Raw genomic sequence first — 25,658 nt, 5'->3', positions numbered from 1 at the left:
TGAGGTTGTCGAGATACTGCACACCCATTAGCCAACAATCGTGGCGAGGGGGTTTATCCCCGATGGGTTGCGCAGCGACCCCAAGAAACTACGGCTGCTGCGCAACCGAACGGGGATAAATCCCCTCACCACAATAAGATCAAAAGCTCGCTCGCCACAGGTCGGGTCAGGTCATTTCACACAGATTCAGTGCAAATCAACCCGCCAACCCGACAAACATGTCCTGCACGTCATCGTGGTTATCGAGGCCTTCCAGGAAGGCTTCGACTTCGGCCATCTGTTCATCGCTCAAGCCACTGACCGGGTTCTTCGGCTGGTAGCCCAACTTGGCCGATAACACGGTGAAACCGTACTCTGGCAAGGCTTTCTGCACGGAGTCCAGGTCAGCAGGTTCGGTCAGGAACAGGGTTGTGCCCTCTTCTTCGCCGGGCTCGAAATCCTGTGCACCGGCTTCAATTGCTGCCATTTCCGGATCGGCGTCAGGGCTGTCCGGGGACGCCTCGATCATGCCCACATGGTTGAAGTCCCACGCCACGGAACCGGAAGCGCCCAGTTGGCCCTTGCGGAACGCGACGCGGATTTCAGCAACGGTGCGATTGATGTTGTCAGTCACACATTCAACGATCAGCGGCACCTGATGCGGCGCGAAACCTTCGTAAGTCACACGATGGTATTGCACGGTTTCGCCAAGCTGACCCGAACCTTTCTTGATCGCACGTTCCAGCGTTTCACGGGGCATCGACGCTTTTTTAGCCTGCTCAACCACCAGACGCAAATGCGCGTTGGTCGCGACATCGGCACCGTTACGGGCGGCAATGGTGATTTCTTTCACCAATTTGCCGAAAATTTTGCCCTTGGCGTTAGATGCCGCCTCTTTGTGTTTAACCTTCCACTGTGCGCCCATTACTCACTCTCTTATCTGTGGCGCCGAGACATCTATTGGCCGACGCTTTGCGCAAGTTTATACGGCCTAAAGTTGGCAATCGACCAAAAATTCCGCCCCCGAAATCGACATGTTCGCCAGAGGTTGTAGGCCGTGTCTGAAAAGTCGAATGCGGTGCCCTTAAACGGTCACGGTTTCGTACCCTCTTGCCCCTAATCCACGGCATAAGCGCTTGAGATGCAAAACGACAAGGAAAGTCCTTTCACCCTGACCCTCCTCGACGGCAATGTGAGTTTTCAGGTACTGCAATTCACAGGCCGCGAAGCCCTCAACCAACCTTTTCGCTTCGACATCGAAGCCATCGCCCTGACGCCGGCCATGAGTGTAGACCGCTTGCTGCAACAACCGGTGTACTTGAGCCTAGGGCACGACCAGGGCATTCACGGCATTGTGCACAGTGCGCGAAGCGAGCCTCGCGGGTCGCAAAAAACCAGCTATCACCTGAGCGTGATGCCCAGGCTTCAAATACTCGGCAACAACCGCGCGCGTCGGGTCTTTCATCAACTGGATGTGCCGACAATCCTGCATCAGTTGTTGGTAGAAAACGGGTTAGCCGAGGACAGCTATCGATTCGAGCTACCAGCCGCACGCTACCCAGCGCGCCCTTTTTGCATCCAGTTTGATGAGACCGACCTGGCATTCCTGCAACGACTCTGCGAAGAGGAAGGCATTCACTTTCACTTTGAACACCAGCGTGACGGGCACGTACTGGTGTTGGCGGATGACAGCCTGAGCTTTCCCCAGAAGCCGATGCTATTGACCTTTAGCGACGAACCGCCAAAAAACTCCCACGCACCACAGCTCGGTGAAATGTTCCAGTGCCATACCTCGCCAGCACCCGGCGCACCTCACGCCCGACCCCGGCACATGCGCGAACAGATCAGCCGTCGGACACTGGAACAACTGCGTTGCCAACACGGGCAGGTACACGGTCAAAGCAACCACAGCGAATTGAGCAGCGGGCGAATCGTGCAGATTTCGGAGCACCCGTTGCAGAGTTTCAACGATCAGTGGTTGCTGACCGACATTCGGCATCAGGGTCGCCAGCCATCGATACTGGTGCACAACACGATCGACACGGTGCGGCATTACAGTAACCGGTTTACCGCCATTCCCTGGTCCACGGTATTCCGGCCCGCGCGCGTGCACGCCAGACCATGCATTTCGAGCTTGCAGCCAGCCACTGTTCTCGGCCCCGCGGGAGTGCCCGCGCAACTGGATGAGCGCGCACAGATACATGTCAGGCTGTGGCCCGACGAGACGCTGGACGCCGACGACGGTGCCGGCATCTGGTTACCGATCTTCGTCACGGCACCGAATGGCTGGATAGACCCGTCTCAATTGCCGCTCGGTGCAAGCGAAGTGCTGATCAGTTTTCTCGACAGCGACCCGGACCGCCCGGTGTTGTGCATTGCCACCGGCAGCCAGCCCAAGCCTCACGCCGCCCGTTCACCGAGGAACGAAAACCGATTGCTGATCGATTGGCTGGTCAACCGCTAGGCGCTTCCCGGCCAAAACAGTTACTGATTAATAAGTGAAAGCGATTTATCGTATTTGCACTATAAGCGCAGCTTACTGGAGGTCTCGATGTCGGTTTCTCACGCCCAGCTCAAAGCCTTCCACGCCGTGGCCGTCCACGGCAACTTCACCAAAGCTGCGGAGCGATTGTTCCTGACGCAACCGGCCATTTCCGACCAGGTGCGTAAGCTCGAAGAGCGTTTCGGTGTGTTGCTGTTTCACCGCAACAAACGCTCGGTACGGCTGACAGACCTGGGTGAACGTTTGCTGAGCATCACGCAACGTTTGTTTGTCGTCGAAGCCGAGGCGCAGGAACTGCTGCAGGATTCGCGAGCGCTGCAAACCGGCAGTCTGATTCTGGCGGTCGATGCGCCCGTCCACGTGCTGCCGCAAATCGCCCGCTTCTGCGAGCGCTACCCGGGTATCAGCGTCAAGATTGAAACCGGCAACACCGATGAGTCTTTGTTTCGACTGTTCAATTACCAAGCCGACCTGGCCTTGCTGGGGCGCGAGGTAAACGACGAACGCCTGATCACGTTACCGCTGCGCAATGACCCGATGGTGGCGTTTGTTTCACGCAATCATCCCTGGGCGGAACGGGAGTCGATTTGCCTGAAAGACCTGGACGACACACCGCTCGTGTTGCGCGAAATCGGATCGGTGACGCGACAGACGCTTGAGGAGGAAATGGCCCAGGCCGGGTTTCGCATTCGCCCGGCCATTCAGGTCGAAGGCCGCGAAGCCGCGCGTGAAGCGGTGGTGGTGGGAATTGGCATTGGCGTGGTGTCAGCGGCAGAGTTTGGCGCCGACTCACGCGTGTGCGCACTGCCTATTACCGATTGCAAACGGCGGCTGACAGAGACGCTGGTGTGCCTGCGCGAGCAGAGTTCGCGACGGGTCGTGGCAACGTTTCTGGAAATGGTTCGCGAGAGCCTGGTGTAGGAAAGGTTTTCATAAGCACTGAAAATCCCCTGGGGAGCCAGCCTGCTGTCGATAGCCGCGCCTGGGTCTACCTGAGCGGCGCCAAATCAAAGAACGCCTGTATCAAACGCAAATCCCTGCGCCGGTCCATGCAACCAATCATGTGCTGGTTGACCAGCCCTTCACCCATGATCGGCACCGCTATCACTCGCGGATCGTGGCTGACCTCCACCGAAGACACCACGCCCACGCCCAGTTCGGCGGCCACGGCCTCGGTCACCGCCTCGCGACTGTCCAGTTCCAGCAGCACGCGCGGACTCACCTTTGCCTGGGCGCAGGCATCGTCAAAGGTGCGCCGGGTAATCGAACTCGGCTCGCGCAACACCATGATCACCTGATCCAGCGCCGAAAGCTGCACACCGTCAAGCGCCTGCCCCCACGGATGATTGGCCGGCACCAATGCACAAATCCGTGATTCACTCAGAGCCTGCAAGTGCAAACCCTTGCGCGGTTCGACCTCGGTCAGTACGGCCACGTCGGCATGCTCGGACAACAACGCCGCGAGGGTTTCCTGCGCGTTGCCCAAGCGCAGGTTGACGGTGACGCCTGGATAACGCGCACGCAAACTGGCGAGCATCGGCATGACCATGTGCGGTCCATCCGCCGCCACTTCGAGACGCCCGGTCAACAATTGTCGATTGGCTTCGAGCATCACCTGCGCTTCTTCCGCCAGGCCGAACATTGCCCGGGTGATCGCCGCCAGTTTGATGCCCTCCTCTGTCAGCTCCACCCGGCGCGCGGTGCGGCGCAACAGAGTGATCTGGTAATGCTCCTCCAACGCCTTGATGTGCCCGGTGACTGCGGGCTGGCTGATGAACAGCCGCTCGGCGGCACGGGTAAAACTGCCTTCGCGGGCAACCGCATCAAAGGCGCGAAGCTGGAACAAATTCATGAATAACTCTCGCTGATGGCTGGCATAACAACAAACAATTTGATTGATAGCACGCAGAATTGCAATTTATGTCCCGTAGCTTCATCCCCAAAGCGCTTTCGAGGACACCAGCATGAGTACTGCCGAGCCAATCCTGCTCACCCCAGGCCCACTGACCACGTCACGCCGCACCCGTCAGGCAATGATGGTCGACTGGGGCTCGTGGGATGATCGCTTCAATCAACTGACCGCCAGCCTGTGCGAGCAATTGCTGGCCATCATCAATGGCGGCGACAGCCACCACTGCGTGCCACTTCAGGGCAGCGGCACGTTCGCGGTCGAAGCGGCTATTGGCACACTGGTGCCGCGTGACGGCAAAGTGCTGGTGCTGATCAACGGTGCTTACGGCAAACGCCTGGCGAAAATATGCGAAGTGCTCGGTCGCTCGTTCAGCACCTTCGAAACTGCCGAAGACGAACCGACGACTGCCGCCGACGTTGATCGCTTGCTGCGCGCCGATCCCGGCATCACCCACGTCGCGTTGATCCACTGTGAAACCAGTACCGGTATTCTCAACCCGCTGCCGGAAATTGCTCACGTCATCGCCCAACACGGCAAACGCCTGATCATCGACGCCATGAGCTCCTTTGGCGCGCTGCCGATCGACGCGCAACAGGTGCCGTTCGATGCACTGATCGCCGCGTCAGGCAAATGCCTGGAAGGCGTACCGGGAATGGGCTTCGTCTTCGCTCGCAAAGACGCGCTGGCCAGTGCCGCCGGCAACTCGCACTCCCTGGCGATGGACCTTTTCGACCAGCACACTTACATGGCCAAGACTGGCCAATGGCGCTTCACCCCACCGACTCACGTGGTGGCTGCACTGCACGAGGCGTTGCTGCAATACAACGAAGAAGGTGGTTTGCCGGCGCGGCACAAGCGCTACGCCGATAACTGCCAGGTGCTGCTGGAAGACATGGCCAAAATCGGTTTGCGCAGCTTCCTGCCTGCTGCCATTCAGGCACCGATCATCGTTACCTTTCATGCCCCGAAAGATCCGCGCTACCAGTTCAAGGAGTTCTACGAACGGGTCAAGGCCCGGGGTTTCATCCTCTACCCCGGCAAATTGACCCAGGTCGAGACCTTCCGCGTCGGCTGCATCGGGCACGTCAACCAGGCCGAGATGCAAGCGGCCGTTGCAGCGGTGGCTGAAGTGCTGCGCGAGATGGAAGTCGTCGACATTTAAAGCCAATCGCTTCCACCCAAAGCGGCTCCCCTATTTCAGTTGCCACAGGATTTTGATCACCATGAATTATACAAACCCAAGCAAACTGCAAGCTGCCATCCTCGATTGGGCTGGCACGGTTGTCGATTTCGGCTCATTCGCACCCACCCAGATTTTTGTCGAAGCGTTCGCCGAGTTCGATGTCCAGGTATCCATCGAAGAAGCCCGCGGGCCAATGGGCATGGGTAAATGGGATCACATCCGCACCCTGTGCAATCAGCCGGAAGTTGCCGAACGCTACCGTGCAGTGTTCGGCCGAACGCCGACCGACGACGACGTCACTGCCATCTACAAACGTTTCATGCCGCTGCAAATCGAGAAAATTGCCGAGCATTCGGCGCTGATCCCCGGCGCACTGGACACCATTGCTCACCTGCGCCAGCAAGGAATCAAGATCGGCTCTTGCTCGGGTTACCCGAAACAGGTGATGGACAAGGTTGTCGAACTGGCGGCCACCAACGGCTACATCGCCGATCACGTGGTGGCGACCGATGAGGTCCCCAATGGCCGCCCGTGGCCGGCTCAGGCATTGGCCAACGTGATTGCCTTGGGCATCGACGATGTCGCAGCTTGCGTAAAAATCGACGACACCGTGCCAGGCATTCTCGAAGGTCGACGCGCCGGCATGTGGACCGTGGCGCTGATCTGCTCGGGCAATGCGCTGGGTCTGAACTACGACGGCTATCGCGCCCTGAGCAGCGACGCGTTGTCTAGCGAACGCAAGCGGATCCACGCGATGTTCAAAGGGTCACGCCCGCACTACATGATCGACACCATCGTCGATTTGCCGAACGTCATCGCCGATATCAACAAGCGCCTGGCCAGGGGTGAAATGCCACAAAGCGCCTGAACGTCCTGACCGCAGAATCAAAAAAGCGCCGGTTCCTTAATGGGACCGGCGCTTTTTGTTGTCAATCACCTGAACCAGAGCATTGAAAGCCTCTACGCGTGAAGCAAACATGCTGAAACAGGATTACAGTTAAAGCACACCATCGAACAAGAACGGTGGGCTCAAGACCAGACCTGAGAGGAATACCGTATGCCCTGGAAGAATTCCGACTCACGCTACAGCACCGTCTCGATCACGCTGCATTGGTTGATGCTGGTACTGCTGGCGCTGGTTTACGCCTGTATCGAGTTTCGCGGGATCTTTCCAAAGGGAAGTGGCGGCCGGACGCTGATCACCGAATCGCACTTCATGCTCGGGTTGACCGTGTTCGTGCTGGTCTGGCTGCGGCTGTTCGCGCGTAGCCTCGGGCCTGCACCACAGATTTTCCCGGCCTCGCCACGCTGGCAAACCCTGTTGGCCAAATTGATGCATTGGGCGTTGTATATTTTCATGATCGCCATGCCGATTTTGGGCTGGCTGGTCACCAGCGCCAAGGGTCATCAAGTGATGTTCTATGGCTTCGATTTACCGTTGCTGGTGGGCGAAAACAGACAGTTGGCCAAGCAGATTCAGGGCTGGCATGAATTGGGCGGCACCATTGGCTATTGGTTGATTGGCTTGCACGCGTTGGCCGGGATCTATCATCACTACGTGGTGGGCGATAACACGCTGCTGCGGATGATGCCCAAGCGTGGTTGAACGCCGTTACTGAAAGCCGCGACGTCCCTGCAAGCCACCGGTGTGGATGAACACCAGTCGCGTAGCCTTTTTGAATGTCCCGGCGCCAATGTGCTGTTTGAGCGCAAACAGCGCTTTGCCGGTGTACAGCGGCTCAAGAGGAATACCGCAGGCGTGTTCCGTCTGCTGGATGAAATCGAGTAATGGCGCGTCGACTTTGGCGAAGCCGCCACGGCATGCGTCGAACAATTGGTAAGCCGCCCGAGGCGAACCCGCCTCCTGCATGATCGATTGCACCTGTTGTGCCACGCCATGATCGTCAGGCACCGCGAGCGCACCGTAAACCGGACGCTCACCTTTTTCCGCCAACACTAAACCAGCCAAGGTTGTTCCAGTACCGCAGGCCAGCCACCAGCCGTCGTAATCGCTCCAGCCAAGGCTGTTCAACTGCGCGCACACCATGGCCTTCAACTGCATGCAGCCCTTGGCCCCACTCAAACCGCCGCCCCCTTCGGGCACCGGTTGCAGATCGGGATATTGCGCCAGCCAAGGCAACCAGAAGCCCGGTTCGTGCCGCGCCCGATATCCGCCATACCCCAACCAGTGCAGCTGCATGCCAAAAGCCTGCAAATCCTCTACGGTCGGGGTGAGTTGAGGGTGACCGCGCAGCAATCCAACGGTTGGGAAACCGAAGCGTTTGCCTGCCGCAGCCAGCGCATGCAGGTGATTGGAATGGGCGCCACCGAGGCTGATGATGCCTTTGGCCCCAGCAAGGTCTGCAGCGTTAAGGTGTTCGATAAGCTTGAACCACTTGTTGCCGCTGATCAGTGGGTCGATCTGGTCCAGGCGCAGGATCGCAACGTCGATGCCGGCGGCTGTCAGCCAATCGAGGTGCAAGGGTTGGAGTGACGCCTGTGGTTGCCAGTGACTGGGAAGAAGCATCGATGCCGGCTCTGCGTTGAAGAGCCGGCATTCTAGTCGCTGGCAGGACGCTATCGCGAGCAGGCTCGCTCACACATTGAAATGCATTCCCTGTGAGCGCCAGCCTGCTGGTAGCTGCCTGCTTATTACAACTCGGCCGCCAAACGCGAGCCTTGGTCAATCGCGCGCTTGGCATCCAGCTCTGCCGCGACATCCGCGCCGCCAATCAAATGCACCTTCTGCCCGGCCGCCACCAAGCCTTCCTGTAATTCACGCAGCGGGTCTTGCCCGGCGCAAATGACGATGTTGTCCACGGGCAACACCTGCGGCTCGCCCGCTTCGCCGATGCGAATGTGCAAGCCTTCGTCGTCGATCTTCAGGTATTCGACACTGTTGAGCATTTGTACCTGTTTGTTCTTCAAACCGGTGCGATGAATCCAGCCAGTGGTTTTACCCAAACCATCGCCGACCTTGGATTTCTTGCGCTGCAACAAGAACACCTCACGCGCGGGTGCATGCGGCTCAGCCTTGATGCCCGCCACACCGCCGCGTGCTTCCAGATGCGTATCAATGCCCCACTCTTTCCAGAACGCTTCGCGGTCCAGGCTGGTGGCCACGCCCTGATGCACCAAAAATTCCGAAACGTCGAAACCGATCCCGCCAGCGCCGATCACCGCGACACGCTTGCCCACCGGCTTACGCTCGAGGATCACGTCCAGATAGCTCAACACCTTCGCGTTCTCGACACCCGGTATCGCGGGGGTCCGTGGCGCAATGCCGGTGGCCAGAATGATGTCGTCGTAACCTCCAGCAACCAGTTTCGCCACGTCGACCCGAGTATTCAGGCACACCTCGACGTTGGTGGTTTGCAGTTTGCGGTTGAAGTAACGCAGGGTTTCAAAGAACTCTTCCTTGCCCGGCACACGTTTAGCAATGTTGAACTGGCCACCGATCTCACTGGCCGAATCGAACAGCGTGACCTGATGCCCACGCTCGGCGGCAACGGTAGCGGCCGACAAACCGGCAGGACCGGCGCCCACCACCGCGATTTTCCTGACCTGCTTCACCGGCAAATAATTGAGTTCGGTTTCATGACACGCCCGAGGGTTCACCAGGCAACTGGTCAACTTGCCGCCGAACGTGTGGTCCAGGCATGCCTGGTTGCAACCGATGCAGGTGTTGATTTCATCGCTACGGCCGGCAGCGGCTTTATTGACGAAATCCGGATCGGCGAGGAACGGACGCGCCATGGAGACCATGTCGGCATCGCCTTCGGCGAGGATTTGCTCCGCAACTTGCGGCGTATTGATACGGTTGGTGGTAATCAGTGGTATGCCCACCGAACCCCGAAGTTTGGCCGTGACCTTGCTGAATGCCGCACGCGGCACTTTGGTGGCGATGGTCGGAATCCGCGCTTCGTGCCAGCCAATCCCGGTATTGATAATCGTCGCACCGGCCTGCTCTATAGCCTTGGCCAAGGTCACGATTTCTTCCCAGGTGCTGCCACCTTCCACCAGGTCGAGCATCGACAAGCGAAAGATAATGATGAAGTTCGGACCCACCGCTTCACGTACCCGGCGAACGATTTCAACCGGCAAGCGCATACGGTTTTCGTAACTGCCGCCCCAACGATCAGTGCGGTGATTGGTATGAGCCGCCAGGAATTGGTTAATGAAATAACCTTCGGAACCCATGATCTCGACACCGTCGTACTCGGCTTTTTGTGCCAGGGTCGAACAGGTCACGAAATCACTGATTTGTTTTTCGATGCCTTCCTCGTCCAGCTCTTTAGGCTTGAACGGGTTGATCGGCGCTTGAATGGCGCTCGGTGCGACTTGTTTCGGGCTGTAGGCATAACGGCCAGCGTGAAGAATCTGCATGCAGATCTTGCCACCCGCCTCGTGCACCGCACGGGTCACGATTTGGTGTTTCAGCGCTTCTTCCTCGGTGGTCAGCTTCGCTGCACCGGAATACACCCCGCCCTCGTCGTTCGGGCCGATACCGCCAGTCACCATCAGACCCACACCGCCACGCGCGCGTTCGGCAAAGTAGGCGGCCATACGCTCGAAGCCACCGGGTTTTTCCTCAAGACCGGTGTGCATCGACCCCATCAGGGTGCGGTTGCGCAACGTGGTAAAACCCAGGTCCAGCGGGGCCAACAGGTGCGGGTAATGAGCGGCGGCCATCGGTAACTCCACAACGAGCGATCACGGAAAAATTGGGGGCGCTCTTCGGTGCCCCTCGGTCATGTGCTACAGACTATGAGTAGTCTATTGGGCGCTCAATGACCGTAACTCACAACTTATTGATCCAAATGCGCAGCACCCCTTGGCAATCGCTGGCATGCGCCCTACCCTAGACGCGAATCCTGCACACGGCTGCTGACTGTTTTCCCATGCGCAAACTTTTGTACCTGACTTTTTCCATGGCCTTGGTCGCCGCCCTCACAACCTACGCAATGTGGGCCGCAGACCGTCCGGTCGGCCATTACCTGTCGGACCTGAGGATCAATCTTACGGTCGATCAAGGCACGCCTGCCGATCGTGGCAACCTGCTGGGTATCCAGCCTGAACTGTTCCCCACCGACTACCAAAGCCCCGAACGCCTGCATCGCAAACTCGCGGCGTATTTGCAAAAGGCCCAGGACCAAGGCTTGTTGAATGAAAAAACCGTGGTGGTGCTGCCGGAGCATGTCGGTACGTGGCTGATGATCAGTGGCGAGAAGGACGAGTTGTATCAGGCCGCCAGCCTTGCTCAAGCCATGAACTGGCTGGCAGTGAGTAACCCGTTGAAGTTCGCCCGCGCCCTGATCAGCGCCCGTGGCGAGCGCCGTCTGGATGACGCGCACTTGCGCATGAAAGCCAAGGGCATGGCCAAGGATTACCAGGCACTCTTCGGTGGTTTGGCGAAAGAGTTCCACGTAACGCTGGTGGCGGGCTCGATCGTGCTACCGGAACCCAGTGTGATCGATGGTTCGCTTAAAATTGGTCGCGGCTCACTGTTCAATAGCAGCGTGGTGTTTGGCCGCGATGGACTACCCATTGGCCAGCCTCAGCGCCAGATGCATCCGATATTCGATGAACACGACGTGATCGCCGCCAATGGCGAGCACACACTCAATGTGGTCGATACTCCGGCCGGACGTTTAGGCGTATTGATCGGCAGCGATAGCTGGTACCCGGACAACTACCGCAAGCTTGACGATCAGGGCGCACAATTGGTCGCCGTGCCGGCGTTCGTCGTCGGTCGCGGCACGTGGGACAAACCGTGGCGTGGTTACAAAGGCTTGTCGACGCCAGGCTCCGTCAGCCTCAAGGCCGGTGAGCTCAGCGAAGGTCAGGCCTGGCATCGTTTGACCCTCACGGCGCAACCGCCCAGCAGTCAGGCAATTGGCGGAATGAGCGTGTTCCTGCGCGGCCAGTTCTGGGACAAGGGCAGTGCCGGGCAGAGCTTCCTCAGCACCCACGGCCAGCATTATGCTGATGCCGACGGCCATGGGCATGGCGCGCGCTTACTGAACCTCTGGTTGTAATCCATGAAGCCGCTGCCGATGCGTCTCGGGGATCTGTCGGTGGGCTTCGTGCATAGCCTTGCTGACGCAGTGCGCAGCCACGGTATAGATCCGCAACCGTTGCTTGAGCAATACGGCCTGGACACCGCTCGCCTGGGCGAAGCAGGCGCCAGGCTCTCGATCCCGCGCTACATGCGCCTGGGCCACGGCGCGATCCAACTTACTGGCAACCCGGCCTTGGGATTACGCATGGGTCAACTCAGCCGCTTGAGTCAGGCAGGCCTGGCAGGCGTAACCGCAGCACAAGCGCCCACCGTCAGGGAAGCGGCGCGTTGCCTTATCCGCTTCGAAGCTTTGTACGGCTCCAATTATCGCGGCCAATCGAGCTTTCACGAAGACGCCAAAGGTGCGTGGTTGCGGTTTTACTCCATCAGCCCATATAACGCCTACAACCGTTTCGTCGTCGATTCGATCATCGCAGGTTGGCTGCAGCAATTGACGGGTGTCAGCTGTACGCCATTGCTCGCGGAGCGTATTGAAATCGAGTTCGAGACGCCTGAGTATGCCCAGGCTTATGAAGTGTTTGGCGAGTGCCCGATTCAGTTTGGCAGCGAACATAACCAGCTGCGCCTGAGCTTGAGCAGCCTGGCGCAACGCAACCCCGAGCACTGCCCAAGCACTTGGCGGCACTTGCTGCAATTGTGTGAACGGGAACTGGAGCAACTGACACGAACCCGCAGCCTGCGCGAACGCATCACTCAGTTGCTGGGGCCTTTGCTTAACGGTGGCCGGGAACCCGACCTGGAAGAAGTGGCGGCCCGACTCAAGCTGCCAACCTGGACCCTGCGCCGCAAACTCGCCGAGGAAGGCACTCAATTTCGCGCAATTCTCAACGATACCCGACGCGACCTCGCGATGACCTATATCCGCGACACCGAACTGGCGTTCGGAGAAATCGCTTACCTGCTGGGTTTCGCTTCAGCCGAAGCCTTTCAGCGCGCCTTCAAACGCTGGAACGGCCAAACACCTGGCGAGTTCCGCCGCAGTCATCGCCAATCTGCCTGACGCTTACAACTCGGTGGCATCATCGACCGGGTCCAGTGGGTCCAGTTCGAATGCCTGGTACTCGAGCAGCTCTTCTTGATAATCATCCATTTGTGTATTCCCCTGCCGCTCGCTAAAAATCGTCTGAATAAATGACCAGCGCCTTGAGCATAAAGTGCCCACGTGAAAGAAAAATGACGCAGGCAACCGCTCAGCGGCTACTTGATAAAACGTAGCAGGCGGTCAGGAATTTATCACAGGATTTTTTGCGAGCAGGCTTCAGGGATACAGCCCGGTTGACGTGGATCAAGCTGCGAGCCAATTCGGAATCGGTGCGCCAGGCACCGATCCCGTATTGTCTTATTACTGACTCGAAGACGGCATCGCCGGAATGGGCTCTGTCGGTGGCGGCAGGGTTGACTCCACCGGCGGCGTGACCGTTTCCGTAGACGGCGCTGGCGTTGTGTTTTCCGCCGGGGTAATCGGTGCAGCTTCGGCAGGAGGTGTAACCGGTTCCGATGCAGCCGGGGCCACGTCCGCAGGTGCCGGCGCAGGCACGGGTTCGGCTGCCGGGACAGGCTGCGCGGCAGGTACCGGGGCAAGCGGTGCGGCAGCAGGTGCAGCTTTCGCCTCGGGCACGCCTAAATCGGTTTTAGGTTTTTCAACGATGTGCGCCGCTTTTTTAGCTTCCGGTGGCAGGAACAATTCGACCAATGCAAAAAAGCGTTCGTAGAATTTCGGCGAGGACACGGTTTCGCTGGCGACCTTTACCATCGAATCGTCAGACGAACCAATCGGCATCGATACCGAACCCAACACACCGACCCCAAGGCTTGCGGAGTTGTTGGTCTTCTTCAGCGCATAGCGATCCTGCAGCGCGTTGGCAAACATGGTCGCATGGTGGCCTTCGCTGCCATCATCGGCGCACACCACGCTGAAGCTGATCTCCATGTGCGTTTCGCCAGTCTGCTGAAAGCTTTTGTGTCCGCTGACCAGTTTTGGATCACTGCTGGTGATGATGTAACCCTGACTGAGCAAGGCACGACGGGCGGCTTCGCAGGTTTGAGTGTCAGTCACAGGGTAGTTGCGTGAAAACGTTCCGGAATCGTCGAAGTTCTCATGCTCATAGATGGCGGCTTTCTTCGACGAGCAACCGGCCGCGACGGCCAGCATCAGCGCAAGCCCGGCAACACGCATGGGAAATGATTTAAACATTGAACATCCTGAGGGGAAACGGTCCGGGGCGTATTGTGCAACATATCGATGCTTAGCGGAGTATCGATTAGTGTCTTAAAACAGTTACAAGAGTAATGACTGCCATTTACAGAAAAAGGTCGCCCGTGGCCGGATTCGGCGACGGGTAACCCCTTTTTGCTTCTTTCGCGCATTAAAAAACCCCGGCCTTTCGGCCAGGGTTCTTGTGTTGCATCACGCTTGCTCAGGCATCAATAACGCTTGATGTCCGCCGCGCTTTCCAGCTGCTTGCGATACGCCGCAAAGTCTTGCTGGCCAATGCGCGACGCCAGGAAGCGACGGTATTGAGCCTTCTCGTCTTCAGTCGGCGCGGCCGCTTCGTTGACGTTATTCAGTCGCACAATCACCAGGCTGCCATCCGTCAGGGTCACGCTGGTGAACGTCGGCTTGTCTTTGGCGGCAGGTTTGGGCATGCGGAACAGCGCTTGCAATACCGTTGGATCGATACCTTCCTGGCCGCGAGTCGCTGCCTGGGTAACTTTCCAGTTCTGGCCGTCGATAGCCTTGTCCAGAGGTGTCTTGCCATCGCGCAGATTGGCGATCAGCTCATCAGCCTTGGTCTTGGCGGCAGCACTGGCGTGCTCCTTGGCCAATTGCACGCGAATACTGGCGGCAACACTTTCCAGCGGCAGTTGCGCAGGCTTCAGGTGTTCCTTGGCACGCAACACAATCACTGTTTCCGGGTCCAGCTCAATGGCGGTGCTGTTAGCACCCTCATCCAGCACTTCAGGACTGAACGCAGCAGCAATCACCGCACGATTGGCCGCAATGCCCTCGCCACCCTCACGGCCAAAAGGCTTGGTGGTGTGAACGGTCAGTTTCAGGTCTTGCGCCGGCTGCGCCAGATCAGAAGCCTCAAATGCCGAATCTTCCAGTTGCTTGGTCGCTTCAACAAAACGCTGCTCGACCTGCTGGGTTTTCAGCTCATGGGTCAGCTTGTCTTTCAGGCTGGCGAAGGTCGGAACATCAGGCGCTTCAACGCCCAGCAACTTGATCAGGTGAAAGCCGAAGTCAGTGCGAATCGGCGCCGAAACTTGATCCTTGGTCAACGAGTACAGCGCTTTTTCGAACGCTGGATCGTAGACGCCAGGACCGGCAAAGCCGAGATCACCACCGTTGTTCGCAGAGCCTGGATCCTGGGAGAATTCCTTGGCCAGGGCCTCGAACTTCTCGCCTTTGGCCAGACGAGCCTGCACGTCTTCAATTTTCGCCTTGGCTTGCGCCTCGGTCACTTTATCGTTCACTTCAATCAGAATGTGCGCAGCCCGACGTTGCTCGGACAGGTTCGCGATTTCTTTCTGATAGGCCGCTTGCAGGTCTTCGTCCTTGACGCTGACCTGATCGAAGAAGGAAGCCTTCTTCAATTCGAGGTAATCGACGACCACCTGATCAGGCGTCATGAATTCCTTGGCGTGTTCGTCGTAGTAAGCCTTGACCTCATCGTCGGTCAGCTTCACCGCAGCCGGGTCAGCCTTGACGTTCAGAGAAGCGAAATCGCGGGTCTGTTTTTCCAGACGGGCGAATGCCAGCACCTGTGCGTCGGTGACAAAACCGCTGCCTGCCAAACCTGCGCGCAATTGACCGATCAGCATTTCCTGAGCCAGCATCTGGCGGTACTGCATACGGCTGTAGCCGAGTTGGCGGATAACCTGATCGAAACGTTCGGCACTGAACTTGCCGTCAACCTGGAATTCAGGCGTCTGCAGGATCACCTGGTCCAAAGCCGCTTCGGAGAAAGCGAATTTCGAATTTTCTGCACCTTGCAACAGCAGCTTGCGATCGATCAGGCCTTTGAGGGCTGATTCGCGCAGCATTTTTTCATCGAGCAAGGAAGCGTCGAAATCTTTGCCCAGCTGTTGCATAAGCTGACGGCGTTGCATATCGACCGCTTGGCTCAGCTCGTTCTGGCTGATTTCTTCGCCGTTGACCTTGGCCGCATCATTGCTGTGCGTAGTGGCCTTGAAGATGGCGTCGAAACCGGTCAAAGCCATCAGTGCAACGATGACCCCGATAATTGTCTTGGCAATCCAGCCTTGTGAATTGTCCCTGATATTCTGCAGCATGCGTCCCCCAGAAACGGTTGAACTTCAAAATTAGGCAACCGTGGAGCGTGGGTAGAATCCGGATAGAAGAAAGGCGCATCCGAGGATGCGCCTTCTCGTAACTGGCGGAGCGGACCAAGGGTTCGAACGTGCGACCCTCGGTGTCTCAGACGGACTACTTGCCGGCTGGACATCCGCTCCGCTGCCAGGTCAGGTATGACCCCGACCCGGATAGGCAAAAACCTGAATCAAACTTAGTTAACAGCTTCTTTCAGTGCTTTGCCGGCTTTGAAACCTGGTTTTTTAGCGGCAGCAATTTCCAGCGTTTTACCGGTCTGTGGGTTACGACCGATGCGAGCTGGACGATCAGTTACGGAGAAAGTACCGAAACCAACCAGAACAACGGAGTCGCCGGCCTTGAGAGCGCCAGTGACGGATTCGATTACTGCGTCCAGCGCACGGCCAGCAGCAGCTTTCGGGATATCAGCGGATGCAGCGATAGCATCAATCAGTTCCGACTTGTTCACTCTAAGTCCCCTTATATCTATTTGAGTTGATTCTAAGTTTTTTGGTGAAAGCAAAAACCAGTGCTGAATGGCCTACAGACACTTAAGAGCCGCTTTATAACAAGGGCTCTAAAAAGCTGTCAAGGAAGCCGCCCAGGCAAATACGTACTAATGAGTGCTAATTCTTTCCTTCGAATCAGACTCGCGCTTTTCATCCTTTGCAACTATCTCCGGAGCCACATCTGGCAAGGGCTCCGGCGCGTATTGCAGCGCAATTTGCAGGACCTCGTCAATCCATTTAACTGGTTTAATCTGCAGATCTTGCTTGATATTGTCTGGAATTTCCTTCAGATCGCGTACGTTCTCTTCAGGAATGATCACAGTCTTGATGCCACCACGGTGAGCGGCCAGTAGTTTTTCCTTCAAACCACCGATCGCCAGCACTTGACCACGCAGGGTGATTTCACCCGTCATGGCAACGTCAGCGCGGACCGGAATACCGGTAAGCGCCGACACCAGTGCCGTACACATGCCTACACCAGCGCTAGGGCCGTCCTTCGGGGTGGCCCCTTCAGGCATATGGATGTGCGTGTCACGCTTCTCATGGAAGTCCAGGGGAATACCCAGGCTCTTCGCACGGCTGCGTACGACCGTCAGGGCCGCCGTGATCGACTCGACCATCACATCACCCAACGAACCAGTCTTGATCAACTGGCCTTTGCCTGGCACAACAGCGGCTTCGATGGTCAGCAATTCGCCGCCCACCTGAGTCCATGCAAGGCCGGTGACCTGGCCAATCTGATCCTGCGATTCGGCCAGGCCATAACGGAATTTACGCACGCCCAGGAAGTGCTCCAGCATCTCGGCAGTAACCTTCACAGAGAAGCGTTTTTCCATCGCATGCTCTTTAACCGTCTTGCGGCAAACCTTGGCAATCTGACGCTCAAGCCCACGTACACCGGCTTCTCGGGTGTAGTAGCGGATAATGTCGCGGATCGCTTCGGACTCGAATTCCAGCTCGCCTTTCTTCAAGCCGTTGGCAGTGATCTGCTTCGGCGAGAGGTACTTGACGGCGATGTTGATCTTCTCGTCTTCGGTGTAACCCGGCAGACGGATAACCTCCATCCGGTCCAGCAGCGCTGGCGGGATGTTCATCGAGTTCGAGGTGCAAAGGAACATCACATCGGACAGGTCGTAATCGACTTCCAGATAGTGATCGTTGAAGTTGTGGTTTTGCTCGGGATCGAGCACTTCCAGCAACGCCGACGCCGGATCGCCACGCATATCGCTGCCCATCTTGTCGATTTCATCGAGCAAGAACAGCGGGTTGCGGACGCCAACCTTTGTCATCTTTTGAATCAATCTTCCTGGCATCGAACCGATGTAGGTACGGCGATGACCACGAATTTCAGCTTCATCGCGCACACCACCGAGGGCCATGCGCACGAATTTACGGTTTGTGGCGTGAGCAATCGACTCCGCCAGCGAGGTTTTACCCACACCAGGAGGACCGACAAGGCACAGCACCGGGCCACGAATTTTCTTCACACGTTTTTGCACGGCGAGGTATTCGAGGATTCGTTCTTTGACTTCTTCCAAGCCATAGTGGTCGGCGTCGAGGATATCTTCTGCGCGGGCAAGGTCCAGACGAACCTTGCTCTGAGCCTTCCACGGCACCTGAACCAGCCAGTCGATGTAGGAACGCACCACCGTCGCCTCAGCAGACATTGGCGACATTTGCTTCAGCTTGTTCAGCTCGCCTTGTGCTTTCGCCAAGGCGTCTTTCGGCAGGCCTGCAGCATCGATGCGCTTTTTCAGCTCTTCGATTTCGTTATGGCCTTCGTCGCTGTCGCCGAGCTCCTTCTGAATGGCCTTCATCTGCTCATTCAGGTAGTACTCGCGCTGACTGCGCTCCATCTGTTTTTTAACGCGACCGCGAATACGTTTTTCGACTTGCAGCAGGTCGATCTCGGCATCCAGCAACGCCAGGACGTGTTCGACACGGGCCGACAAATCAATGATTTCGAGAATTTCCTGCTTCTGCTCTATTTTCAAGGCCATGTGAGCGGCCATGGTATCGACCAGACGTCCTGGTTCATCGATGCTGTTGAGCGACGACAGAACTTCAGCCGGGACTTTTTTGCCCAACTGCACATACTGTTCGAATTGAGCCAGCAGGCTGCGAACAAACACTTCCGACTCGCGCTCCGGCGCGTCGACTTCGTCGATCAACGAAACTTCGGCGCGGCAGTGGCCGTCCACTTCGCTGAAACGCTCCACGGCGCCCCGCTGCTCACCTTCGACCAGCACCTTGACCGTGCCATCTGGCAGCTTGAGCAACTGCAGAACGGTTGCAATGGTACCTACGCGATAAAGAGCATCTTCACCGGGATCGTCGTCAGCAGGGTTTCTCTGAGCCAGCAGAAGGATCTGCTTGTCGCCCGTCATCGCTGCCTCAAGGGCTTCGATGGATTTCTCGCGCCCCACGAACAGCGGGATAACCATGTGCGGATAAACCACAACATCACGCAATGGCAGGAGAGGCAATTCGATGGTTGTCTTCATGATTTCGCCTCTACGGCGGCCATAAGGCCGTAAACAGATGGAAGTAAGCTTGAAACCAAGATGGGGGCTACCTTCAAAAAAAACAAGCTTAAAGAAGGTGTTAAAACTCGCAAAAAGCAAAGGGGCCCGAAGGCCCCTTCTTTATTCCAGCTGCGTGACGCTTAAGCGTCTGGCGCGGCCTTGGCAGCCGGCTCACTGTTTTCATAGATATACAGTGGCTTGGACTTGCCTTCTATAACGCTTTCATCGATCACGACTTTGCTCACCTCGGATTGCGAGGGGATTTCGTACATCGTGTCGAGCAATACACCTTCGAGAATCGAACGCAGTCCACGAGCACCGGTCTTGCGTTCCAGGGCACGTTTAGCGACCGACTTCAGTGCGTCAGCCCTGAATTCCAGGTCTACGCCTTCCATCTCGAACAGCTTGGCATACTGCTTGGTCAGAGCATTCTTCGGCTCGGTGAGAATCTGCATCAACGCAGCCTCATCGAGCTCGTCCAGCGTTGCAAGTACAGGCAACCGGCCAACAAACTCAGGGATCAGACCGAACTTGACCAAATCGTCAGGCTCGACTTCACGCAGGGACTCGCCGACTTTCTTGCCTTCTTCCTTGCTGCGAACTTCCGCGTTGAAGCCAATGCCGCCCTTGGTGGAACGGTTTTGAATAACCTTTTCCAGACCGGAGAACGCACCACCGCAGATGAACAGGATATTACGTGTGTCGACCTGCAGGAATTCCTGCTGCGGATGCTTGCGACCACCTTGAGGCGGAACGGAAGCGACCGTGCCTTCGATCAACTTGAGCAGGGCTTGTTGCACGCCTTCACCCGAAACATCACGAGTGATCGACGGGTTGTCAGATTTGCGCGAGATCTTGTCGATCTCATCGATGTAGACAATGCCCATTTGAGCCTTTTCTACGTCGTAATCGCACTTCTGCAACAGTTTCTGAATGATGTTCTCGACATCTTCACCCACGTAACCCGCCTCGGTGAGGGTGGTCGCGTCAGCGATGGTGAACGGAACGTTCAGCAAACGAGCCAGTGTTTCGGCAAGCAGGGTTTTACCCGAGCCTGTCGGGCCGATCAGCAAGATGTTGCTTTTGCCGAGTTCGACGTCGTCATTCTTTTTGTCACGCTGATTCAGACGCTTGTAGTGGTTATACACCGCTACGGCCAGAACCTTCTTCGCACGCTCCTGACCAATTACATACTGATCAAGGATGCCGCTGATTTCTTTAGGCGAAGGCAATTTATGCGCGCTGCTCTCGGCCTGGGCTTCCTGCACCTCCTCACGGATGATGTCATTGCACAGGTCGACGCACTCGTCGCAAATAAAGACCGAGGGGCCGGCAATCAATTTGCGCACTTCATGCTGGCTTTTGCCACAGAAGGAGCAATAGAGCAGCTTGCCGTTGTCCTCGCCGTTGCGGGTGTCAGTCATTCGTTCGATCCAAATCCGATAGGCTTGCAACACAAGATGAAGGCTATTGCGGGCTTTTTCAAGCCCGCTGGTGATCGGAGCAGCCGACCCACCCTATTTTGAGCTGCTTAATTAAGCGGGGCGCTGGCTGATTACTTCGTCGATCAACCCGTATTCACGCGCGGCTTCTGCGCTCATGAAGTTGTCGCGATTGGTGTCGCGCTCGATTTCTTCAAGCGTGTGCCCGCTATGCTTGGCCATCAGCGTGTTGAGACGCTCACGAATGAAGAGGATTTCCTTGGCATGGATTTCGATATCCGACGCCTGGCCTTGGAAACCGCCCAATGGCTGGTGAATCATTACGCGAGAGTTCGGCAGGCAGAAACGCTTGCCAGCGGCACCGGCGGTCAGCAGGAATGCACCCATGCTGCATGCCTGTCCGATACAGGTAGTCGATACGTTGGGTTTGATGAACTGCATGGTGTCGTAGATCGACATGCCAGCTGTCACCGAACCGCCCGGGGAGTTGATATAGAGATGGATGTCCTTGTCCGGGTTTTCCGCTTCAAGGAACAGCAGTTGCGCACAGATCAGGTTGGCCATGTAGTCCTCTACGGGACCCACCAGAAAGATCACTCGCTCCTTGAGCAGACGCGAGTAAATGTCGTAAGCGCGCTCGCCACGAGCAGATTGCTCGACAACCATCGGGACCAGGCCGCCTGCGGCCTGGATATCAGAGTTCTGCTGAATATACGAATTACGGAACATGCTCTGCAGTCACTCCCAAATAGTTATGTCTTGAATACGCATAAGCCAGCGCGAAGGCTGGCTTATGTGTGTACTTCTTAGCGCAAAAACGATCAGTCGGCTTGTGGAGCTTCTACCGGCTTGACTGCTTCTTCGTAAGAGACCGATTTGTCGGTCACGTTAGCCTTCTGCAGAACAGTATCCACAACTTGTTCTTCCAGCACAACCGAACGAACTTCGTTCAGTTGCTGGTCGTTCTTGTAGTACCAGGACACAACCTGCTCAGGCTCTTGGTAGGCCGAAGCCATTTCCTGGATCATTTCGCGAACGCGGGCTTCGTCTGGCTTGAGGTCAAATTGCTTGACCACTTCAGCCACGATCAGACCCAGCACAACGCGACGCTTGGCTTGCTCTTCGAAGAGCTCGGCCGGCAGTTGATCAGGCTTGATGTTGCCGCCGAACTGCTGAACAGCCTGCACACGCAGACGATCAACTTCGTTGGACAGCAGTGCTTTTGGCACTTCAATCGGGTTGGTGGCCAGCAGACCGTCCATTACCTGATTCTTGACCTTGGACTTGATTGCCTGGCGCAGCTCACGCTCCATGTTCTTGCGAACTTCGGTACGGAAGCCTTCCAGACCGGTTTCCTTGATACCGAACTGAGCGAAGAATTCTTCGTTCAGTTCTGGCAGTTTCGGCTCGGAAACAGTGTTCACGGTTACGGTGAACTCAGCAGTTTTGCCAGCCAGATCAAGGTTCTGGTAGTCCTCTGGGAAGGTCAGGTTAAGAACGCGCTCTTCGCCGGCTTTAGCGCCAACCAGACCATCTTCGAAACCAGGGATCATGCGACCGGAACCCAGTACCAGTTGAGTACCTTTGGCGGAGCCACCAGCGAACACTTCACCGTCAACCTTGCCAACGAAATCAATGTTCAATTGATCGTCGTTCTGAGCAGCGCGCTCAGTGACTTCAAAACGGGTGTTCTGCTTGCGCAGCACTTCCAGCATTTTGTCCAGGTCGGCATCAGCCACTTCAGCGCTCAGGCGCTCTACGGCGATACCGTCGAAGCCGGCCACGGTGAATTCCGGGAATACTTCAAATACAGCGACGTATTCCAGGTCTTTACCCGCTTCGATCGACTTCGGCTCGATCGACGGAGCGCCAGCCGGGTTCAGCTTCTGCTCAACAACAGCTTCGTAGAAAGAAGACTGGATCACATCGCCCACGGCTTCTTGACGTGCATCAGCACCGAAACGGCGCTTGATTTCACTCATTGGCACTTTGCCTGGACGGAAGCCAGCGATCTTGGCCTTTTGGGCAGTCTGCTGCAGACGCTTGTTGACCTGAGTCTCGATGCGCTCAGCCGGCACGGTGATGCTCATGCGGCGCTCAAGAGCAGAAGTATTTTCAACAGAAACTTGCATGGATATTCCTCGTTGCACAGACGTTAGCCGGCCGTTTCCGACCCCAGAATCAAGGGCATGCATTCTAGTGGGTCAAACTCAAGAAGTCACCCTACTGAAAACGGGTAAAAAAGCAGCAGGCAATTTATAGGCGAAGACAAACAAATGGTTGAGCCTCGCCCTGTTAGCAAATACATCCCTTCACGCCAAGGCTCTGCACCAACCCTTCTATATATAGAAGGAATCGGCAGTGCAGCCCTGACAGCCAACTCTCCTTCGAGAATCGACCCGAGAACCGAGCATCATCGCGAAACATAAATGCGACGAACCGACAGCCTCTCCAGCCCGAAACGTGCGACTGTTTGAAAATTTCGACTTCTGAAACAAAAACGGCGCAGCCCTTTTCAGGTGCTGCGCCGTTTTCTGCTATCTAAAATAGCTATTTGTAATGGTGCGGACGGAGAGACTCGAACTCTCACACCTTGCGGCGCTGGAACCTAAATCCAGTGTGTCTACCAATTCCACCACATCCGCATCAAGCTTTTAAAGCAAAGGCGCCAGACTATTAATCTGGCGCCTTTCTAAATATGGGGTGGACGAAGGGGATCGAACCCTCGACAACGGGAGTCACAATCCCGTGCTCTACCAACTGAGCTACGCCCACCATATTGCCATGTTGCGTTACTTGTGCCAAAGCTGCCTAATGGCGCACCCGGCAGGACTCGAACCTGCGACCATCCGCTTAGAAGGCGGATGCTCTATCCAGCTGAGCTACGGGCGCCTTGTTAATCTGTATTCTTGGACGATTACAAACTAAGTGCTTTCAGTCTTACCGAGTTAAACATCAACTCTGCTCGACCTTCTTAAACCAGTGCTAGGCTGTGCCCGACAAGTGCGACGAATGTTATAGGTGGGTCTGAAGGTCGTCAACTCTTTTTTAAAAAAAATTCATTTAATTAAAGGGGTTAGGGGAATTTGCAGACCAAGCGCCTTTGCCCTCACCTCATGACATGCGAGAATGCGTTCTCTTTTTTTCCCCTCTCGATGGTTAATCACGCGCAATGACTGCACAACTAATCGACGGCAAATCGATCGCCGCCAGCCTGCGCCAGCAGATCGCCAAACGCGTCACCGAGCGTCGCCAGCAAGGCCTGCGCACACCCGGTCTCGCGGTGATCCTGGTCGGCAGCGATCCTGCCTCTCAGGTTTATGTCTCGCACAAGCGTAAAGACTGTGAAGAGGTCGGCTTCCTTTCCCAGGCTTATGACCTTCCCAGCGAAACAACTCAGGAAGCGTTGACTGACCTGATCGACCGACTGAACGAAGACCCTGCCATAGACGGCGTTCTGCTTCAGCTTCCATTACCTGAACATCTGGACGCCTCCAAATTGCTGGAGCGGATTCGCCCGGACAAAGACGTCGACGGTTTTCACCCTTATAACGTCGGCCGTTTGGCCCAGCGCATTCCATTGCTGCGCCCGTGCACACCTAAAGGCATCATGACGTTGCTGGAAAGCACCGGCGTTGATCTTTACGGGATGGACGCCGTTGTTGTCGGCGCATCCAATATTGTCGGCCGCCCGATGGCGATGGAACTGCTCTTGGCCGGCTGCACCGTGACCGTTACGCACCGTTTTACCAAGGATCTCGCTGGCCATGTCGGCCGTGCTGATCTGGTGGTCGTCGCTGCGGGCAAACCCGGACTGGTCAAGGGCGAGTGGATCAAGGAAGGGGCGATCGTTATCGACGTGGGCATCAACCGTCAGGACGACGGCAAACTGGTGGGCGACGTTATCTACGAAACCGCCCTGCCCCGTGCGGGCTGGATCACGCCAGTGCCCGGCGGTGTGGGTCCGATGACCCGTGCCTGCCTGCTGGAAAACACACTGTACGCAGCCGAAACACTGCACAGCTGAGTTCGCCACATGTAACACGCCGCGCACGACAGAACCCCGCCACTGGCGGGGTTCTTTTTGTCCGATGAAAAACCCCTACCACTCGCCGGAAACCTGCTGTTTTGTGCGCCTTTTCAAAGACTTTCACCTGTTTATTCATCAACCATCGACAGTTCTTCAGCCATACTCCTAATATTAAAAATGGGTTTTGCTGGGTTCTTCTGAGTGGCGAAACCCAATGTTTGTTGGGGTTCGCCTACCCTCTGTCACACACGAAACACCTACGAAACGCATCTATTGGTACAAAAATTGGTACGAGATTCACCCCCCTCCCGGCGCCCTGCCGACCGAACACTAACCCCAAAATCTACTATTCGTCGCCCTCCTCTCGCTCAATCGCCGTCCATCAATTACTGTATATCCAAACAGTATTATGAAAGCGAATCCGGACCATGAATTTTGACCAGGCAAAAGCGCTGAGACTTCAGCAGTGGCGCTCGGCCCTCGACAACCAAGAATTTCGAATGCAGAACCCGGAGGTACATCGCCAAACTCTTCACTCAATGAGTGAGGCGCTGGCCGCTGAGGGGTTGGTCGACAGACTCCAGCAGTACGACATGGATGAAATGGCGAACGCGGCTTACTGGCACGCTGTGGAAGAACTGCTGACGTCGCCGCCGCGATATTGCGGAGCCTCTTACTATGATGTTGTGCAGCGAGGAACAGCCGATCTGCGCGGTAGAATTGGCCGTTCGATTTTCTACGAAGCCAAGTCGCTCGCGGTACCGAACTCCGGCTATGACGGGAAGATCTATCCGGATGCCAGTGGCGCAAACCTTGTTTTCAGCAATACGGGCGCCATTGCCAGAATTACCGAACTCACATTGATCATGCCTGACGGCCAGATTTACGACCTGGTTGAGACCCAGCGATTTATCGAAGGCATCCCCCATCAGCCGATTGAGGACCCCGACATGTACAGAGTGCTGGTCGACTCTGCACAGATCGCACGGGAAAACCGAAACCTACGCGCATTCGGCAAAGCCAGGCCGCTTCTTGACCTCGCGAAGTTCTGCATTTGCCCGACGTGTTTTGATCGATTTGGGCAGCGTGAGGAATGCCCCACGTGCATTGGCAAAGGATTTGTAACGAAGCCAGTGCGCACGGGTCTACGCTGAAAGCAA

Annotated in this window: 20 protein-coding genes and 3 tRNA genes; 9 read left to right on the top strand and 14 right to left on the bottom strand. The window is 56.6% G+C overall.

The annotated features are described in order from the left end of the window. Nucleotides 1-196 precede the first annotated feature (196 nt). Nucleotides 197-904, bottom strand: a complete 708-nt coding sequence (locus ACQR3R_RS23440; RefSeq protein WP_428275834.1) for a YebC/PmpR family DNA-binding transcriptional regulator — start codon at nt 902-904, stop codon at nt 197-199. Nucleotides 905-1,120: 216 nt separating this feature from the next. Here ACQR3R_RS23440 and ACQR3R_RS23435 point away from each other — a divergent pair, with 216 nt between their 5' ends. Beyond that, nucleotides 1,121-2,443, top strand: a complete 1,323-nt coding sequence (locus ACQR3R_RS23435) for a contractile injection system protein, VgrG/Pvc8 family (RefSeq protein WP_428275832.1) — start codon at nt 1,121-1,123, stop codon at nt 2,441-2,443. Between the two features lie 87 nt (nt 2,444-2,530). Beyond that, on the top strand, nt 2,531-3,403 hold the full coding sequence (locus ACQR3R_RS23430; protein ID WP_428275830.1) for a LysR substrate-binding domain-containing protein: 873 nt from the start codon (nt 2,531-2,533) through the stop codon (nt 3,401-3,403). Nucleotides 3,404-3,470: 67 nt separating this feature from the next. On the opposite strand, the gene ACQR3R_RS23425 is transcribed toward ACQR3R_RS23430, so the two are convergent. Then, nucleotides 3,471-4,334, bottom strand: coding sequence for a LysR substrate-binding domain-containing protein (locus tag ACQR3R_RS23425; protein WP_428275828.1), 864 nt, complete (start codon nt 4,332-4,334; stop codon nt 3,471-3,473). A 112-nt stretch (nt 4,335-4,446) separates the two neighbouring features. Between ACQR3R_RS23425 and ACQR3R_RS23420 the strand changes: the two genes are divergently transcribed. From ACQR3R_RS23420 to ACQR3R_RS23410, 3 genes are all read left to right on the top strand, one after another. Next, on the top strand, nt 4,447-5,556 hold the full coding sequence (locus ACQR3R_RS23420) for a 2-aminoethylphosphonate--pyruvate transaminase (protein WP_428275826.1): 1,110 nt from the start codon (nt 4,447-4,449) through the stop codon (nt 5,554-5,556). Nucleotides 5,557-5,617: 61 nt separating this feature from the next. After that, on the top strand, nt 5,618-6,445 hold the full coding sequence (gene phnX / locus ACQR3R_RS23415; RefSeq protein ID WP_428275824.1) for a phosphonoacetaldehyde hydrolase: 828 nt from the start codon (nt 5,618-5,620) through the stop codon (nt 6,443-6,445). Between the two features lie 189 nt (nt 6,446-6,634). Beyond that, entirely contained in the window at nt 6,635-7,183 is a 549-nt protein-coding gene (locus ACQR3R_RS23410; RefSeq protein WP_428275822.1) for a cytochrome b/b6 domain-containing protein, read from the top strand. Between the two features lie 6 nt (nt 7,184-7,189). Here ACQR3R_RS23410 and ACQR3R_RS23405 read toward each other — a convergent pair whose 3' ends face one another. After that, nucleotides 7,190-8,104, bottom strand: a complete 915-nt coding sequence (locus tag ACQR3R_RS23405; RefSeq protein WP_428275820.1) for a pyridoxal-phosphate dependent enzyme — start codon at nt 8,102-8,104, stop codon at nt 7,190-7,192. A gap of 125 nt (nt 8,105-8,229) precedes the next feature. Continuing rightward, nucleotides 8,230-10,269, bottom strand: a complete 2,040-nt coding sequence (locus ACQR3R_RS23400; protein ID WP_428275818.1) for an oxidoreductase — start codon at nt 10,267-10,269, stop codon at nt 8,230-8,232. 209 nt (nt 10,270-10,478) lie between these two features. Between ACQR3R_RS23400 and ACQR3R_RS23395 the strand changes: the two genes are divergently transcribed. Together ACQR3R_RS23395 and ACQR3R_RS23390 are read left to right on the top strand one after the other, a co-directional pair. Then, entirely contained in the window at nt 10,479-11,615 is a 1,137-nt protein-coding gene (locus tag ACQR3R_RS23395; RefSeq protein ID WP_428275816.1) for a nitrilase-related carbon-nitrogen hydrolase, read from the top strand. A 3-nt stretch (nt 11,616-11,618) separates the two neighbouring features. Then, nucleotides 11,619-12,659: an AraC family transcriptional regulator ligand-binding domain-containing protein gene (locus ACQR3R_RS23390; protein WP_428275814.1), complete on the top strand. Its 1,041-nt coding sequence runs from the start codon at nt 11,619-11,621 to the stop codon at nt 12,657-12,659. Between the two features lie 342 nt (nt 12,660-13,001). Here the strand turns inward: ACQR3R_RS23390 and ACQR3R_RS23385 are convergent, their stop codons facing one another. The 10 genes from ACQR3R_RS23385 to ACQR3R_RS23340 form a co-directional block, all read right to left on the bottom strand. Continuing rightward, on the bottom strand, nt 13,002-13,853 hold the full coding sequence (locus ACQR3R_RS23385; protein WP_428275812.1) for a DUF2242 domain-containing protein: 852 nt from the start codon (nt 13,851-13,853) through the stop codon (nt 13,002-13,004). A 230-nt stretch (nt 13,854-14,083) separates the two neighbouring features. Continuing rightward, nucleotides 14,084-15,955, bottom strand: coding sequence for a SurA N-terminal domain-containing protein (locus tag ACQR3R_RS23380; RefSeq protein WP_428275810.1), 1,872 nt, complete (start codon nt 15,953-15,955; stop codon nt 14,084-14,086). Between the two features lie 233 nt (nt 15,956-16,188). Then, nucleotides 16,189-16,461: an HU family DNA-binding protein gene (locus tag ACQR3R_RS23375; RefSeq protein WP_002552737.1), complete on the bottom strand. Its 273-nt coding sequence runs from the start codon at nt 16,459-16,461 to the stop codon at nt 16,189-16,191. Nucleotides 16,462-16,608: 147 nt separating this feature from the next. Next, nucleotides 16,609-19,005, bottom strand: a complete 2,397-nt coding sequence (gene lon / locus ACQR3R_RS23370) for an endopeptidase La (protein ID WP_428275797.1) — start codon at nt 19,003-19,005, stop codon at nt 16,609-16,611. Between the two features lie 161 nt (nt 19,006-19,166). Further along, on the bottom strand, nt 19,167-20,450 hold the full coding sequence (gene clpX / locus ACQR3R_RS23365) for an ATP-dependent Clp protease ATP-binding subunit ClpX (protein WP_007946893.1): 1,284 nt from the start codon (nt 20,448-20,450) through the stop codon (nt 19,167-19,169). Nucleotides 20,451-20,561: 111 nt separating this feature from the next. Further along, entirely contained in the window at nt 20,562-21,197 is a 636-nt protein-coding gene (gene clpP, locus ACQR3R_RS23360; RefSeq protein WP_008148423.1) for an ATP-dependent Clp endopeptidase proteolytic subunit ClpP, read from the bottom strand. A gap of 92 nt (nt 21,198-21,289) precedes the next feature. Then, entirely contained in the window at nt 21,290-22,600 is a 1,311-nt protein-coding gene (tig, locus tag ACQR3R_RS23355; RefSeq protein ID WP_428275794.1) for a trigger factor, read from the bottom strand. Between the two features lie 428 nt (nt 22,601-23,028). Next, nucleotides 23,029-23,113: transfer RNA gene (locus tag ACQR3R_RS23350), tRNA-Leu, on the bottom strand. A 54-nt stretch (nt 23,114-23,167) separates the two neighbouring features. Continuing rightward, nucleotides 23,168-23,243 (bottom strand) — tRNA-His (locus tag ACQR3R_RS23345). A gap of 40 nt (nt 23,244-23,283) precedes the next feature. Continuing rightward, nucleotides 23,284-23,360 (bottom strand) — tRNA-Arg (locus ACQR3R_RS23340). Nucleotides 23,361-23,640: 280 nt separating this feature from the next. Between ACQR3R_RS23340 and folD the strand changes: the two genes are divergently transcribed. Together folD and ACQR3R_RS23330 are read left to right on the top strand one after the other, a co-directional pair. Then, a complete protein-coding gene (gene folD / locus ACQR3R_RS23335; protein ID WP_162440170.1) occupies nt 23,641-24,495 on the top strand; it encodes a bifunctional methylenetetrahydrofolate dehydrogenase/methenyltetrahydrofolate cyclohydrolase FolD in 855 nt (284 codons plus the stop codon). 431 nt (nt 24,496-24,926) lie between these two features. Next, the gene (locus ACQR3R_RS23330; RefSeq protein WP_428275792.1) at nt 24,927-25,652 is read left to right on the top strand and encodes a hypothetical protein; all 726 of its coding nucleotides are present in this window, start codon (nt 24,927-24,929) and stop codon (nt 25,650-25,652) included. Nucleotides 25,653-25,658: the final 6 nt, after the last annotated feature.

Source organism: Gordonia sp. IEGM753 (assembly GCF_050321825.1).
Lineage (GTDB): Bacteria > Pseudomonadota > Gammaproteobacteria > Pseudomonadales > Pseudomonadaceae > Aquipseudomonas.
This window is presented reverse-complemented; position numbering and strand designations above follow the sequence as displayed.

Bases quoted from the DNA above. Each gene is read 5' to 3' on its own strand.
- ACQR3R_RS23385 (WP_428275812.1), bottom strand. From the start codon at position 13,853: ATGTTTAAATCATTTCCCATGCGTGTTGCCGGGCTTGCGCTGATGCTG.
- clpX (WP_007946893.1), bottom strand. From the start codon at position 20,450: ATGACTGACACCCGCAACGGCGAGGACAACGGCAAGCTGCTCTATTGC.
- ACQR3R_RS23400 (WP_428275818.1), bottom strand. From the start codon at position 10,269: ATGGCCGCCGCTCATTACCCGCACCTGTTGGCCCCGCTGGACCTGGGT.
- ACQR3R_RS23430 (WP_428275830.1), top strand. From the start codon at position 2,531: ATGTCGGTTTCTCACGCCCAGCTCAAAGCCTTCCACGCCGTGGCCGTC.
- lon (WP_428275797.1), bottom strand. From the start codon at position 19,005: ATGAAGACAACCATCGAATTGCCTCTCCTGCCATTGCGTGATGTTGTG.
- ACQR3R_RS23410 (WP_428275822.1), top strand. From the start codon at position 6,635: ATGCCCTGGAAGAATTCCGACTCACGCTACAGCACCGTCTCGATCACG.
- ACQR3R_RS23405 (WP_428275820.1), bottom strand. From the start codon at position 8,104: ATGCTTCTTCCCAGTCACTGGCAACCACAGGCGTCACTCCAACCCTTG.
- ACQR3R_RS23395 (WP_428275816.1), top strand. From the start codon at position 10,479: ATGCGCAAACTTTTGTACCTGACTTTTTCCATGGCCTTGGTCGCCGCC.
- ACQR3R_RS23440 (WP_428275834.1), bottom strand. From the start codon at position 904: ATGGGCGCACAGTGGAAGGTTAAACACAAAGAGGCGGCATCTAACGCC.
- ACQR3R_RS23435 (WP_428275832.1), top strand. From the start codon at position 1,121: ATGCAAAACGACAAGGAAAGTCCTTTCACCCTGACCCTCCTCGACGGC.
- ACQR3R_RS23425 (WP_428275828.1), bottom strand. From the start codon at position 4,334: ATGAATTTGTTCCAGCTTCGCGCCTTTGATGCGGTTGCCCGCGAAGGC.
- phnX (WP_428275824.1), top strand. From the start codon at position 5,618: ATGAATTATACAAACCCAAGCAAACTGCAAGCTGCCATCCTCGATTGG.
- ACQR3R_RS23390 (WP_428275814.1), top strand. From the start codon at position 11,619: ATGAAGCCGCTGCCGATGCGTCTCGGGGATCTGTCGGTGGGCTTCGTG.
- ACQR3R_RS23420 (WP_428275826.1), top strand. From the start codon at position 4,447: ATGAGTACTGCCGAGCCAATCCTGCTCACCCCAGGCCCACTGACCACG.
- clpP (WP_008148423.1), bottom strand. From the start codon at position 21,197: ATGTTCCGTAATTCGTATATTCAGCAGAACTCTGATATCCAGGCCGCA.
- folD (WP_162440170.1), top strand. From the start codon at position 23,641: ATGACTGCACAACTAATCGACGGCAAATCGATCGCCGCCAGCCTGCGC.
- tig (WP_428275794.1), bottom strand. From the start codon at position 22,600: ATGCAAGTTTCTGTTGAAAATACTTCTGCTCTTGAGCGCCGCATGAGC.
- ACQR3R_RS23380 (WP_428275810.1), bottom strand. From the start codon at position 15,955: ATGCTGCAGAATATCAGGGACAATTCACAAGGCTGGATTGCCAAGACA.
- ACQR3R_RS23330 (WP_428275792.1), top strand. From the start codon at position 24,927: ATGAATTTTGACCAGGCAAAAGCGCTGAGACTTCAGCAGTGGCGCTCG.